The 12,553-nt window shown below is 71.8% G+C and carries 13 protein-coding genes; 7 read left to right on the forward strand and 6 right to left on the reverse strand.

Features of this window, described 5'->3' with window-relative positions:
* Window positions 1-119 precede the first annotated feature (119 nt).
* Window positions 120-500 carry an ATP-binding protein gene (locus ABD140_RS03595; protein ID WP_344236650.1) on the forward strand — a complete coding sequence of 127 codons (381 nt, stop codon included), beginning with the start codon at window positions 120-122 and terminating at the stop codon, window positions 498-500.
* 18 nt (window positions 501-518) lie between these two features.
* On the opposite strand, the gene ABD140_RS03600 is transcribed toward ABD140_RS03595, so the two are convergent.
* Both ABD140_RS03600 and ABD140_RS03605 read right to left on the reverse strand, forming a co-directional pair.
* On the reverse strand, window positions 519-1,364 hold the full coding sequence (locus ABD140_RS03600; RefSeq protein WP_344236652.1) for an NAD-dependent epimerase/dehydratase family protein: 846 nt from the start codon (window positions 1,362-1,364) through the stop codon (window positions 519-521).
* A gap of 33 nt (window positions 1,365-1,397) precedes the next feature.
* Entirely contained in the window at window positions 1,398-2,105 is a 708-nt protein-coding gene (locus ABD140_RS03605) for a TVP38/TMEM64 family protein (protein WP_344236654.1), read from the reverse strand.
* 85 nt (window positions 2,106-2,190) lie between these two features.
* Between ABD140_RS03605 and ABD140_RS03610 the strand changes: the two genes are divergently transcribed.
* The 5 genes from ABD140_RS03610 to ABD140_RS03630 all read left to right on the forward strand — a co-directional run bounded on the left by ABD140_RS03610 (window position 2,191) and on the right by ABD140_RS03630 (window position 7,204).
* A complete protein-coding gene (locus tag ABD140_RS03610; RefSeq protein ID WP_344236656.1) occupies window positions 2,191-2,760 on the forward strand; it encodes a hypothetical protein in 570 nt (189 codons plus the stop codon).
* A gap of 83 nt (window positions 2,761-2,843) precedes the next feature.
* Complete coding sequence (locus ABD140_RS03615; RefSeq protein ID WP_344236658.1) at window positions 2,844-4,094, forward strand: sensor histidine kinase; 1,251 nt, start codon at window positions 2,844-2,846, stop codon at window positions 4,092-4,094.
* Window positions 4,082-4,729, forward strand: coding sequence for a response regulator (locus ABD140_RS03620; RefSeq protein ID WP_344236660.1), 648 nt, complete (start codon window positions 4,082-4,084; stop codon window positions 4,727-4,729). The genes ABD140_RS03615 and ABD140_RS03620 overlap by 13 nt, the downstream gene beginning before the upstream one ends.
* Window positions 4,726-5,532 carry a DUF4097 family beta strand repeat-containing protein gene (locus tag ABD140_RS03625; protein WP_344236662.1) on the forward strand — a complete coding sequence of 269 codons (807 nt, stop codon included), beginning with the start codon at window positions 4,726-4,728 and terminating at the stop codon, window positions 5,530-5,532. The genes ABD140_RS03620 and ABD140_RS03625 overlap by 4 nt, the downstream gene beginning before the upstream one ends.
* A 70-nt stretch (window positions 5,533-5,602) precedes the next feature.
* Window positions 5,603-7,204 (forward strand): peptide chain release factor 3, encoded by a 1,602-nt coding sequence (locus ABD140_RS03630; RefSeq protein WP_344236664.1) that lies wholly within the window; start codon window positions 5,603-5,605, stop codon window positions 7,202-7,204.
* 73 nt (window positions 7,205-7,277) lie between these two features.
* Here ABD140_RS03630 and ABD140_RS03635 read toward each other — a convergent pair whose 3' ends face one another.
* Window positions 7,278-7,751 (reverse strand): MarR family winged helix-turn-helix transcriptional regulator, encoded by a 474-nt coding sequence (locus ABD140_RS03635; protein ID WP_344236666.1) that lies wholly within the window; start codon window positions 7,749-7,751, stop codon window positions 7,278-7,280.
* A 58-nt stretch (window positions 7,752-7,809) separates the two neighbouring features.
* Here ABD140_RS03635 and ABD140_RS03640 point away from each other — a divergent pair, with 58 nt between their 5' ends.
* The gene (locus ABD140_RS03640) at window positions 7,810-8,364 is read left to right on the forward strand and encodes a carboxymuconolactone decarboxylase family protein (protein ID WP_344236668.1); all 555 of its coding nucleotides are present in this window, start codon (window positions 7,810-7,812) and stop codon (window positions 8,362-8,364) included.
* Between the two features lie 39 nt (window positions 8,365-8,403).
* Here the strand turns inward: ABD140_RS03640 and ABD140_RS03645 are convergent, their stop codons facing one another.
* From ABD140_RS03645 to ABD140_RS03655, 3 genes are read right to left on the reverse strand one after another with little or no spacing between them, the layout of a single operon-like run.
* Window positions 8,404-10,884, reverse strand: a complete 2,481-nt coding sequence (locus ABD140_RS03645; RefSeq protein WP_344237265.1) for a DEAD/DEAH box helicase — start codon at window positions 10,882-10,884, stop codon at window positions 8,404-8,406.
* 29 nt (window positions 10,885-10,913) lie between these two features.
* Window positions 10,914-11,735, reverse strand: a complete 822-nt coding sequence (locus ABD140_RS03650) for a patatin-like phospholipase family protein (RefSeq protein WP_344236670.1) — start codon at window positions 11,733-11,735, stop codon at window positions 10,914-10,916.
* Between the two features lie 50 nt (window positions 11,736-11,785).
* Window positions 11,786-12,475, reverse strand: a complete 690-nt coding sequence (locus ABD140_RS03655) for a hypothetical protein (protein WP_344236672.1) — start codon at window positions 12,473-12,475, stop codon at window positions 11,786-11,788.
* Window positions 12,476-12,553 lie beyond the last annotated feature (78 nt).

Genomic DNA, 12,553 nt, shown 5'->3' on the forward strand with positions numbered 1-12,553 from the left:
CGGAGGCTCGGGCGGGTCCCATCCGCTGCGGTCCGGCCCTGGAAGCCACCGGTCGCGTCCCGCACGACCGCAGGAGGCCCGGCGATGGAACAAGAGTTCGAACGACCGAAGGACCGACCATGCTGACCGCCACGCGCACCACTCTGCCCGGCCTGCCGGAACAGGTACGCGTGGCGCGCAGGTGGCTGTCCGCCTGGCTCGGCCACGAGCACCCCGCCGAGTACGCGGCGGTCCAGCTGCTCTCGGAGGCCTTCGGCAACAGCGTGCTCTACGCCCGTCCCGGCGGCATGGTGGAGCTCACCGTCGAACTGACCGACCAGCTGGTGCGGGTCGAGGTCGTCGACCGCGGCGGGCAGGGCGAGCCCGCCCTGCGCTACGAGCCCGACAGCGATCGGGAGAGCGGCCGCGGCCTGTACATCCTCGACTTCCTCGCCAAGGAATGGGGCTGGGAGCGCCTGTCGGACCAGCGCCTGAGGTTCTGGTACACGGTCGGCTTCTGAAAGGTGCCCCCGGCGGCGCTACTCCGCCGGAGCGGCCTCGGCCAGCAGCCCGGTGCGCCAGGTGGGGTACTGCGGCTTCCAGCCCAGCTCCTTGGCCTTGGCGTTGGAGACCGGGCGGCCGGTGGCGGCGGCGTGCCGGATCGACCTCGGCTCCGGAGCGCCCAGCGCCTCGGCGTAGGAGGGCAGCCACTCCTGGAACGTGGCGGGCTCGTCGTCGACGATGTTGACCGGACCCGACTCCCAGCCGAGGGCGGCGACCGTGGCGGCGGCGGCGTCCTCCACGTGCACGAACGACGTCCACGCCGGGGTCAGCGCCAGCTCCGCGCGCCGCACCCGGTCGGCGATCGCGCCGTCCGGGGCGTACCAGGTGCCCGGCCCGTAGAACGCGCCGTACCGCAGGACGACGCCCTTGGGCATGCGCGCGACCTCCTGCTCCAGCGAGGCGATGCTCTGGTACGGCTGCAGCGCCGGGTCGAGCGCGTCGGTCTCCGTCGCGGGCCGCTCGCCGCGCACGTACAGCCAGGCGATGCTCTGCGCGACCATCGTCTCGACGCCGGCCGCCAGCGCGGCGTCGACGAGGTTGCGGGTGCCCGCGGCGCGCAGCGCGCCGTTGGCCGCGAAGTCCCCGCTCGTGAGGTCGGTGAGCTGGTGGATGACGACGTCGGGGCGCTCGGCCTTGACCGCCTTGCGCAGCCGCTTGGCGTCCAGGACGTCCACGATGACCGGGTGCGCGCCCAGCCCTTCGAGGAGCTTGCCCTTGGCGCGGCGGCGGGTGGTGCCGGACACCTCGTGGCCCGCCTCGACGAGCAGGGGCACCAGCGCGCGGCCGATCACGCCGGTGGCTCCGGCGAGCAGGATCTTCACGGGGGGACCTCCAGGAGTCTCACTTCTCTGTGGTCACCGGCGGACCATGTTCAAGTTATCCGGTCTTGACGGTCCTGGCGACGGGTGGGGCTCGTTTTTGCGTACTCGGTGTAGTCCAATGGTCACCACCAGGCTCAGCAGTCCCAGGCCTCCGACGACGGCGACGCCCATCGTCGCCGCGGAGGGGCCGAAGACGGCGGCGCCCAGTGCGGCATACCCCAGAGTCGAGGGAAGGACGCCCACCGCGCTGCCGAGCAGGAAGTCCCGGTAGCGGGTCGCCGAGGTGCCGAAGGCATAGGAGACCAGGCCGTAGGGGGCGATCGGCAGGAACCGGACCATCACCACGCCGATGATCCCGTTGCGGCCCAGCCACCGGTCGAGCCGCGCCGTCCGGGCCGCCAGCGCGCCGCACCGTCCGGGATGCTCCCGCGACAGCACGCCGTCGATGAACTCGCGGCCCAGGAAGCGGCCGATGAGGAAGGCGGTGCTCGCGCCCAGCAGCGCCCCCGCCAGCACGTACCCCGCGCCCGGACCCAGCCCGAACAGCAGCCCGCCGACGAACGCCAGCGCCGTGCGCGGCACCATGGCCAGGACCAGCACCCAGGCGCCGAGCACCGCCAGCAGCGGGTTGAGGCCACCCGCCGACTCCACCGCCGCCGCCAGGCCGTCCCGGTCCGGAACGAGATACGCCGCGGCCGCCGCCGCGACCGCCGCACCGGCGACGAGCAGCGTGAAACGCACCGCTGGCCCTCTCATGATGGTTGAAGATTACCCTCAGACCCCGTCGCGGCCGTATAAGCGTGCACGCATGGTCGAGACTCGGCACATGGCTTCCGTGACGCGCGCAGAGATCATGTCCCGCTACGGCCTGGGCAGGAGCACCCTGGAGAAGTGGTTCCGGGAGCGTGCCGCCAACGGCCACCCCGAACCGGACGGCAGGCGGGGGCAGCAGCTCACCTGGGACTCCGACGCCTGGCACGCCTGGTACTCCTCCCGCGAGACGCAGGCGTCCGTCCCCGCGGGCCTGGCCACCCGCGACCAGCTGGCCGAGGCCCACGGACTCTCCAGGCACGCCCTGAAGGAGCTGTGGGCCGCCCGCGCCGCCAACGGCCACCCCGAACCCGCCCACCGCCACGGCAAGGCCCTCTACTGGAACGCCGGGGAATGGACGACCTGGTACCGCTCCCTTCCCGCGGCGCGGGAGGAGAAGGAGCTGCTCACCCTCGCCGAGGCCGGCCGCCTCCTCGGCCTCGCCCCGAGCACCGTCACCGTCTACGCCTCCCGTCCCCCGAAGGGCTGGCCCGCCCCGGCGGAGGAGCTCCCCCTGGGCGGCGGCCGCGTACGCCGCCTCTACCGCCGCTCCGACGTCCTGGCCTACGCCGCTCAGAAGGGGTGACGGCCGGGGTGGCACTAGGTGCACCCCCGATACGGAAACCAGGGGGATCGCCCTGGTCAGCGGAGTTCCCTACCGTGAACCCCGTGAAAAGGAACAAGCCCGACGCGCTCTGGCGCGAGATCCTCCTCGGACCGGTGCGCGCCCGGACCTGGTGGGCCACGGTTCATCTGGTCACGGGCGCGCTCGTCTCCGGGGCGGGGCTGGTCCTGCTGGCCCTGCTGTGCTCCTCCGCCATGCTCCTGGTGACCCTCCCCCTGGTCCTCGCCCTCCTGTTCCCCCTCGTGTGGGGCTTGGCGAGGCTGCACCGGAGCCGGTTCGCCGGCCTTCTCGGCCAGCGGATCGAACCGCTTCCCCGGAAGCCGGCGGAGGGCCTCCGTGAACGCGTGGCGGCCGAGGCCTTCGATCGCAGCACCTGGCGGCAGGCGGGTTTCCACGTCGCCGCCGGAGTGACGGAGACGGGCTCGGCCCTCCTGGTCGCCGCCCTCTGGAGCACGGCCTTCGGCCTGCTGTTCCTGTCCGCCCTCTCCCTGGCTGCACCGCGCCTGCTGCGCGATACCTCTCTCCTCGACCCCTCCAACGCCCAGCTGGAGACCGCGCTGCTCCTCCTCGGGGTGTTCCTGCTGTTCGCCACGCCCTGGGTGGTGCGCGCGCTGACCGCCCTGGACGTGGCGATGGCCCGTGCGCTCCTCGGGCCCGACCAGGCGAAGAGGCTCTCGCACCGCGTCGAGGTCCTCACCGAGAGCCGCAGCGCGGTGGTGGACGCCGCCGACGCCGAGCGCCGCCGGATCGAACGCGACCTGCACGACGGCACCCAGCAGCGGCTCGTCTCGCTGGCCATGAACCTCGGGATGGCGCGGGCGATGAACCCGGACCTGCCGGAGATCGCCGAAGCGCACGAGGAGGCCAAGCTGGCCCTCGCCGAGCTGCGCGACTTCGTCCGGGGGCTGCACCCGGCCGTCCTGAACGACCGCGGGCTCGACGCGGCCCTCTCGGGGATCGCGGCCCGCTCCCCCGTTCCCGTGACGCTGGCGGTGGACCTCCCCGCACGTCCGTCCCCGACCACCGAGGCCGTCGCCTACTTCGTGGTGTCCGAGGCCCTGGCCAACGCCGCCAAGCACGCCCGGGCCGGGAGCGCGGAAGTGGCCGTCTCCCACGTCCGCGGCGTCGTCCGGGTGGTCGTCACCGACGACGGGGTCGGCGGCGCCCACCCCGGCAAGGGCAGCGGCCTGCGCGGCCTGGCCCAGCGCGTCGAGTCCATCGACGGAACCCTCACCGTCCACAGCCCTGTGGGCGGTCCCACCACCCTCACCGCGGAGCTCCCGTGCGCGTCGTGATCGCCGAAGACTCGGTCCTGCTGCGAGAAGGCCTCATCCGGCTGCTGGAACGTGCCGGGTTCACCATCCAGGCGGCGGTGGGGACCGCCGAGGAACTGCTCGCGGAACTCGAACGCGAGCAGCCGGACGTCGTCGTCACCGACGTCCGCATGCCGCCGACGCACACCGACGAAGGGCTCCGCGCGGCGCTGGTCATCCGCCGGCAGTGGCCGGAGATGGGGGTCCTCGTCCTGTCCCAGTACGTGGAGGAGCACTACGCCACCGACCTGCTGTCCGGGGAGACCGCCGGGGTCGGCTACCTGCTGAAGGACCGGGTCGCCGACGTGGCGGACTTCCTGGACGGGCTGCGCCGGGTCGCCTCGGGCGGCACCGTCCTGGACCCCGAGGTCGTCTCCCAGCTGCTCGTCCGGCGGCGCAGCGACCCCCTGGACCGCCTCACCCCCCGCGAGCTCGACGTCCTCAAGGCGATGGCCGAGGGCCGCTCCAACGCGGGCGTCGCCGCCGCGCTGGTCGTCAGCGAGAGCGCGGTGGCCAAGCACATCAACAACATCTTCGCCAAGCTCGACCTGCGTCACGCCGACAGTGACCACCGCCGGGTCCTGGCCGTACTGCGCTTCCTGGGAGGCCGGGCATGAAGACCGACGACGAGACCGCCCCCGGCCCGGACGCGCGGAAGCGCACGGCCTGGCGGGCGGGTGGAGTCCTCCTCACCTTGGCGGTGCTGTGCGCGTCCTTCGTCACCGTCATGGACCTGCTGCTGGAGAGCGGAGCGACGTCCGTCGATGTCTACAAGCGCTCCCTCACCAGCCTGTCCCTGGAGCTCGAGAACGTCTCCGTGGAGATCGAACCGGGGCCCGCCGGCCAGGTGCGGGTCGTCCGGGACCTGGAGTGGTCGACCTTCAGGCCGGAGGTCCGGGAGACCTGGGAGGGCGACACCCTGCGGATCAAGATGGACTGCCCGATAGAGATCGTGCAGCCGTGCCACGCCTCCTACCGGCTGAGCGTTCCGGAGCAGACGCCCCTCTCGGTGCGTTCCGGCGGGGGGTACGTGGCGGTCCGCGACCTCACCGGAAAGGTCGACGTCGACCTCTCCGGGGGCGGCGTCCGGCTGGAGAACCTCCCCGGGGACCTCGACGTCACCAGCGTCGCGGGCGACGTGTGGATCGTGGACTCCCGCTCGAAGTCCGTGGTGGTGAAGGCCGAGGCGGGCGACGCCTATCTCGGCTTCACCGCGGCCCCGACGAACGTCGAAGCCCGCACCCTGGCCGGGAACCTCAACATCCAGGTGCCCAGAGGAGCCGACTACCTCGTCGACGCGGAGAACGTCGCCGGGTCCCGCGAGGTCTCCGTGGAGCAGACCGCCGGGGCCCTCCACCGGATCTACGCCAGGAACAGCGCGGGTGATCTCTCCGTCCGCTACCAGGGCGGCCACTACTGACATGGCACCGGCAGGGGGCCGCTCCCCGTAAAGTGGAAAGGCTGAACCGGCGTTTCGAGAGGGGTATGCGGTGTCCACCGTCAAGGCGAAGAGCGACGAGGTCTCGGCCGAGGCCGCGCGGCGGCGCACCTTCGCGGTGATCAGCCACCCGGACGCCGGCAAGTCCACGCTCACCGAGGCGCTGGCCGTGCAGGCGGCGGCGATCTCCACCGCGGGCGCGGTGCACGGCAAGGGCGACCGGGCGGGCGTCACGTCCGACTGGATGGAGATGGAGCGCAGCCGAGGCATCTCGATCACCTCCTCGGTGCTGCGGTTCGACTACCACGACGCCCTGCTCAACCTGCTGGACACGCCCGGCCACGCCGACTTCTCCGAGGACACCTACCGGGTGCTCTCGGCGGTCGACGGCGCGGTCATGCTGCTGGACTCGGCCAAGGGCCTGGAGGCGCAGACCCTCAAGCTGTTCGACGTCTGCAAGCACGGGAACGTCCCGATCATCACGTTCGTCAACAAGTGGGACCGGCCCGGCCGGGAACCCCTGGAGCTGCTGGACGAGATCGAGCAGCGCATCGGCCTGCACGCCGCCCCGCTGAACTGGCCGGTGGGCGTCGCGGGCGACTTCCGCGGCCTGATCAGCCGCGCCGACGGCTCGTTCACCAAGTTCATCCCGGCGCCGGGCGGCGGCCGCGCCCAGGCCGTCAGGATGTCGGCCGAGGACGCCGCCGCCGAGCTCGGGGACCTGTGGGAGACCGCGGTGGAGGAGCTCACCCTCCTCACCGAGATCGGCGCCGAGCTCGACATGGAGGCCTACACCGGCGGGATCTCCACCCCGGTGCTGTTCGGCGCGGCCCTGCCCCAGTTCGGGGTGAGCGCCCTCCTGGACGCCCTGGAGACCTACGCCCCGCCGCCCGCCGCCCGCCCGGACGCCAAGGGCGAGCCCCGCCCGGTGGAGGCGCCGTTCTCCGGCCAGGTCTTCAAGGTCCAGGCCGGCATGGACAAGGCGCACCGCGACTCGCTGGCGTTCATCCGCGTCTGCTCCGGCCGGTTCGAGCGCGGCATGACCCTCACCATGGGATCCACCGGCCGCGGCCTGGTCACCAAGCACGCCCAGACGGTCTTCGGCCGCGACCGCACGACCGTCGACACCGCCTACCCGGGCGACGTCGTCGGCCTGCCCAACACCCACGGCCTCACCGTCGGCGAGTCCCTCTACGACGGCCCCGCCGTCACCTACCCGCCGATCCCCGCGTTCGCCCCCGAGCACTTCATGGTCTGCCGGGCCAAGGACGTCGGCAAGTACAAGCAGTTCCGCCGCGGCATCGAGCAGCTCGACAGCGAGGGCGCCGTCCAGGTGCTGCGCAGCGACGTCCGCGGCGACCAGGCGCCCGTCCTCGCCGCGGTCGGCCCCCTCCAGTTCGAGGTCGTCGCCCACCGCATGGAGCACGAGTTCAACTCCCCCGTCGTGCTCACCACGATGGACTTCAACGAGTGCCGCATGACGGACGCCGCGTCCGCCGAGCAGCTCGCCAAGATGCGCGGCGTCGAGGTCTTCACCCGCTCCCTCACCGGCGACCTCCTCGCCCTGTTCACCGACAAGTGGCGCCTGCGCGCCATCGAGCGCGAGTACCCCGATCTCAAGATCGAGCAGATGCTCGCCGCCGGCCAGTACTGACCGCACCGCCCGAACGGACCGCCTTCCCGGCGGTCCGTTCTGCTTTCCCGCCGCGCTTGTGCGCCACGCCTCGTCAGGAGCCCGAGAACCAGCTGACGGTGTCGAGGCCGGCGGGGGGCGCCACGGTGCGCAGGGCGTCCTCCAGGTCGGACAGGCGGGCGGGACCCAGGGCCTGCGCCCAGCGGGCGCGCAGGGCGTCGAAGATCACCGCGGAGCGGGTGAGGGAGTCGAGGCCGCGCGGGGTCAGGCGCACCAGTTTGCGGCGGCCGTCCGCGGGATCGTCGACGCGTTCGGCGTAGCCGAGTTCGGCCAGGCGGTCGATGGTCTTGCCCGCCGCCTGCTTGGAGACGCCCAGACGGCGGGCGACCTCGGTGGCCGAGCTGCCGGGAAGGCCGATGGCCTGCATGGCGAAACCGTGGGCGGGGCGGACGTCGGGGTGGCCCTGGCGGGCGAGCTCGGCGTGCAGCTCGTCGATGAGGGCGCGGAATCCGGCGAGCAGCAGCAGGGGCAGTTCGAAGCCCGGACGTCCGTCAGCCGTTGCGGACATCGTCAACCTGGTTTACTGTTTCGACAACCACGTTGTCTATCTTAGGGGACGCGTCCTCATGACGTTCACCGACCACACCCTCGAGACCGCCCCGCCCGCCGCCCGCCGCACCATGGAGGCGGTCGCGAAGAAGACGGGATACCTGCCCGCGGCCGTCGCGCGGCTCGCCGAGTCGCCGCAGCTGCTGGACGGCTTCCTGCGGATGAGCGCGCTGTTCGAGACCACCTCCCTGGACCCGGTGGCGCGGGAGGTGGTCATCATGACCATGGCCACCCGCAACGCCTGCCACGTCTGCGTCGCCATGCACACGGCCAAGCTGACCGGGCTGGGCGCCGGCCCCGGCCTGATCGCCGCCCTGCGGGAGACGCGGCCCCTGGAGGACGCGCCGCTGGAGGCGCTGCGGCGCTTCACCCTGGAGGTGCTCGCCACCTCCGGAGCGGTCTCCGCCAAGGCCATGGACGACTTCCTCGACCACGGCTATACCCGGCAGAACGCCCTGGAGGTCGTTCTGGGCATCGGCGCCTACACCATGTCCACTCTCGCCAACCGCATGACCGACGCCCCCGTGGACGAGCCGCTCCGCCCGTTCGCCTGGACCGAGACCGCGGCCTGAACCACCCGCCCTCCACCGCAGGGGGGCGGGCGCGGGGGGTCAGTCGAGGCGGGCGAAGTCCTTGATGTGGAGGACGGCGGTGCCGGTCTCGTCGGACGCGGCGAGGTCGACGTCGAAGGTCAGGGACCAGTCGTGGTGGCCCTCGGGGTCGGCGATGATCTGGCGGGCGTGCCAGACGCCGGGCTCCTCCTTGATCTCCAGGAACTGGGGTCCGCGGGCCTCGGGACCCGACGGCAGCTCGCCGTGCTCGTCGAAGTAGTCGAGGATCGCGTCCTCCCAGTCCTCGGCGGTCCAGCCGGTGTCCAGGGCGGCGAGCTCCCGGTAGTGGCGCAGGGACGCCAGCTCCACATGCCGGAAGAGGGCGTTGCGGACCAGGACGCGGAAGGCGCGCGGGTTGGCGGTGACGGCCGTCGTGCGCTCCTCGATGGGCTTGTCGGTCTCCTCGGCGGGGTTGGTCAGCTGCTCCCACTCGTCCAGGAGGCTGGAGTCCACCTGGCGGACGAGCTCGCCGAGCCACTCGATGAGGTCCTGGAGCTCCTCGGTCTTGGCCGCGTCGGGGACCGTCTGGGCCAGCGCCTTGTAGGCGCCCGCCAGGTAGCGCAGCACGATGCCCTCGCTGCGGGCCAGCTCGTAGTGGTGCACGTACTGGGAGAAGTTCATCAGCTTCTCGTACATGTCGCGGACCACGGACTTGGGCCGCAGCGGGTGGTCGGCCACCCACGGGTTGGTCTGGGCGTAGATCTCGAAGGCGCCGTCCAGCAGCTCGCCCAGCGGCTTGGGGTAGTCGACGTCCTGGAGGAGCTCCATGCGCTCCTCGTACTCGATGCCGTTCATCTTCATCTCGAGGACGGCCTCGCCCTTGGCCTTGTTGAGCTGGGCGGCGAGGATCTGGCGCGGGTCGTCCAGGGTCGCCTCGATGACGGACACCACGTCCAGCGCGTAGGTGGGCGCCTCGCGGTCCAGCAGTTCCAGGGAGGCCAGCGCGAAGGTGGACAGCGGCTGGTTGAGCGCGAAGTCCTCCTGGAGGTCGACGGTGATGCGCACCCAGCGGCCGTCGGCGTCCGGGACGGGCAGCTCCTCGACGATGCCGCCCGCCTTGAGCGAGCGGTAGATCGCGATCGCCCGGGAGATGTGCCTCCGCTGCGCCGCCCGCTCCTCGTGGTTGTCGGTGAGCAGCTTCTTCATCGCCTGGAAGGCGTTGCCCGGCCGGTTGATCACCGAAAGGAGCATGGTGTGGGAGACGTCGAAGCGGGACTTCAGCGGCTCCGGCTCGGCGGTCTGCAGCCGGGTGAAGGTCTCCTCGTCCCAGGAGACGAAGCCCTCCGGCGGCTTCTTGCGCACGAGCTTGCGCAGCTTCTTGGCGTCGTCGCCGGCCTTGAGGACGGCCTTGTGGTTCTCCACGATGTGGTCGGGCGCCTGGCAGACGACGTACCCGACGGTGTCGAACCCGGCGCGCCCGGCGCGCCCGGCGATCTGGTGGAACTCCCGTGCCCGCAGCCGCCGCACCCGCCGCCCGTCGTACTTCGACAGCGCGGTGAACAGCACCGTGCGGATCGGCACGTTCACCCCCACGCCCAGGGTGTCCGTGCCGCAGATGATCTTCAGCAGGCCGGCCTGGGCCAGCCGCTCCACCAGCCGCCGGTACTTGGGCAGCATGCCCGCGTGGTGCACGCCGATCCCGTGCCGGACCAGCCGCTCCAGCGTCTTGCCGAACCTGGTGGTGAACCGGAACCGCCCGATCAGCTCGCTGATCCGCGCCTTCTCCTCCTTGGAGCAGACGTTGATGCTCATCAGCGCCTGGGCGCGCTCGATCGCCGCGGCCTGGGTGAAGTGCACGATGTAGACGGGCGCCTTCTTCTCGATCAGCAGGTGCTCGATCGTCTCGTGCAGGGGCGTCAGCTTGTAGTCGTACTCCAGCGGCACCGGCCGGGTCGCCGAGCGCACCACGGCCGTGGGCCGCCCGGTGCGCCGGGTCAGGTCCTTCTCGAACATCGCCACGTCGCCGAGCGTGGCCGACATCAGCAGGAACTGCGCCTGCGGCAGCTCCAGCAGCGGGATCTGCCAGGCCACGCCGCGGTCGGGCTCGGCGTAGAAGTGGAACTCGTCCATGACGACGAGCCCGATGTCGGCGCGGTCGCCCTCCTGCAGGGCGATCGCCGCCAGGACCTCGGCGGTGCAGCAGATGATCGGCGCGTTCGGGTTGACCGAGGCGTCGCCGGTCATCATCCCGACGTTCTCGCTGCCGAACTGGTCGACGAGGTCGAAGAACTTCTCCGACACCAGCGCCTTGATCGGCGCGGTGTAGAAGCTGCACTCGTCGCGGGCCAGGGCCGCGAAGTGCGCGCCCGCCGCCACCAGCGACTTGCCCGAGCCCGTCGGGGTCGCCAGGATGACGTTCGCCCCGGTGACCAGCTCCATCAGCGCCTCTTCCTGCGCCGGATAGAGGGTCAGGCCTCTTTCCTCGGTCCATCCCGCGAAAGCCTCGAACGCCTTGTCGGGATCACCGTCTTCGGGAAGCAGCTGATGCAGGTTCACCCTTCAATGATGGGTCATTCCCAGACCTCGGCGACCTGTTCCACGACGGCGGGCGCCTGGGCGAGCCCGGCCTGGAAGGCGGGGATCCACAGGGCCGGATCGAGCACGTCGGCGCCGAAGGCCTCGATGGCGGGCTGGTCGGGGCCCAGGGCGAGGGTGCGCGCCCCCTCCAGCAGCGCCAGCTCGTCGCGCAGCACCGAGCGGGGCGTCAGGTGGGCCAGCGGCTCGATGACCACGACGCGGTCGTGGCCCGCGGCGAGGTCGGCGTTGCTGATCGAGTGCACGCCGCCGTCGATGTAGCGGCGGCCGTTGATCTCCACCGGCGGGAAGACGCAGGGGACGCAGCAGCTGGACGCGACGACCGAGGGCAGGGGCGCGCCGGAGGCGGCCTCCCAGACGCGGAGGGAGCCGTCCTCGGCGTCCACGGCGGTGATCTTCAGGGGCGCCTCGGGCCACTCCCGGCTGGGCAGCCGGTCGGCGATCTGCGCCAGCCGCGCGCCGTCCCCGGCGACCTCCATGGCCAGCGCGCCGACCTTGCGGCGCGCCTCGGCGCGGTCCATGTTCGTGTCGAACATGAACATGAAGGCCTGCATGACCTTCTCCATGTCCACCTTCATCGGCGCGGCGCCGGCCTCGGCCTCGGCCACCTGGGAGACCAGCTCCCGCAGGTCGGCGCCCTGGCGGACCATGGTGCCGACCACCGACCCGGCCGAGGTGCCCACGACGAGGTCGGCCGCGCCGAGGTCGACGCCGGCCTCCCGCAGCCCCGTCACCAGCCCGGCCTCCCAGCCGATGCCCGCGATTCCGCCGCCTCCGAGAACCAGTGCTCTGCTCATACCGCCCAGTCTTACGCCCGGTCCTCGGCGGGGTCAAAGCCCGCCGCGCCTCACGCCGTCGTGACGGGCCGGGGCACCAGCCGGACGGGCGGCAGCGCCGGTGTCCAGGTGCCGTGCGGGAAGCAGGCCCACGCCCGCGCGCGGGTCTCCTTCACCTCGACTTCGACGGGCCGGTAGGCCTCGGCGTCGATCAGGCCGCTGACCACCTCGTCGAACACGAAGTCCGAGACGATCACGCCGAGGTCGGCGGAGGAGGCCAGGAGCCCGCTCTTGAACGCGGGCGCGTCCAGCGCCCGGTGCAGCTTGTTGGCCGCCCGCCCGACGAGCCCGTACCCGTCGTGGGTGACGTGCCCGGCGTCGAGCGACATCCGCAGCCGCAGCCGGGAGCCCTCACCGGCGCGGCGGTTGTGCTCGTGCAGCAGCGCCCTCAGCTCGCCCACGAGCGGGTCGACGAGCAGGGCGGTGGCCAGGCCGCCGGGCAGGGCGAGCAGGATGCCGTCGCCGCGGTCCTCGCGGTAGGCGTACTCCCAGGGCAGACCGGAGTGGGCGAACGCCGCCTCGACCAGCCCGTACATGGTGGAACGCAGGTAGATCCGGTCCTCCTGGGTGCGCCCGGGGTCGCCGAAGGCGCAGATGTCGAAGGCGAGCAGTGCGTGAATTCCCCCGTGCGGACGTATCTGTCCGGTCCTGCTGTGAAGCTGGGTGCCATGTGTCCGTCTGTAAAGGTGAGACCGACTCATCACCGGCATTCGTATGCTCTCCCTGAGGTATGCATTGCCCATGAGACGCACCACGGGGCATATCGGATCCCGCCTGAT

It is taken from the genome of Actinocorallia libanotica (assembly GCF_039525175.1).
GTDB classification, from domain to species: Bacteria; Actinomycetota; Actinomycetes; order Streptosporangiales; family Streptosporangiaceae; genus Actinocorallia; species Actinocorallia libanotica.

Bases quoted from the DNA above. Each gene is read 5' to 3' on its own strand.
- ABD140_RS03625 (WP_344236662.1), top strand. From the start codon at position 4,726: ATGAAGACCGACGACGAGACCGCCCCCGGCCCGGACGCGCGGAAGCGC.
- ABD140_RS03650 (WP_344236670.1), bottom strand. From the start codon at position 11,735: ATGAGCAGAGCACTGGTTCTCGGAGGCGGCGGAATCGCGGGCATCGGC.
- ABD140_RS03595 (WP_344236650.1), top strand. From the start codon at position 120: ATGCTGACCGCCACGCGCACCACTCTGCCCGGCCTGCCGGAACAGGTA.
- ABD140_RS03640 (WP_344236668.1), top strand. From the start codon at position 7,810: ATGACGTTCACCGACCACACCCTCGAGACCGCCCCGCCCGCCGCCCGC.
- ABD140_RS03635 (WP_344236666.1), bottom strand. From the start codon at position 7,751: ATGTCCGCAACGGCTGACGGACGTCCGGGCTTCGAACTGCCCCTGCTG.
- ABD140_RS03655 (WP_344236672.1), bottom strand. From the start codon at position 12,475: ATGAGTCGGTCTCACCTTTACAGACGGACACATGGCACCCAGCTTCAC.
- ABD140_RS03610 (WP_344236656.1), top strand. From the start codon at position 2,191: ATGGCTTCCGTGACGCGCGCAGAGATCATGTCCCGCTACGGCCTGGGC.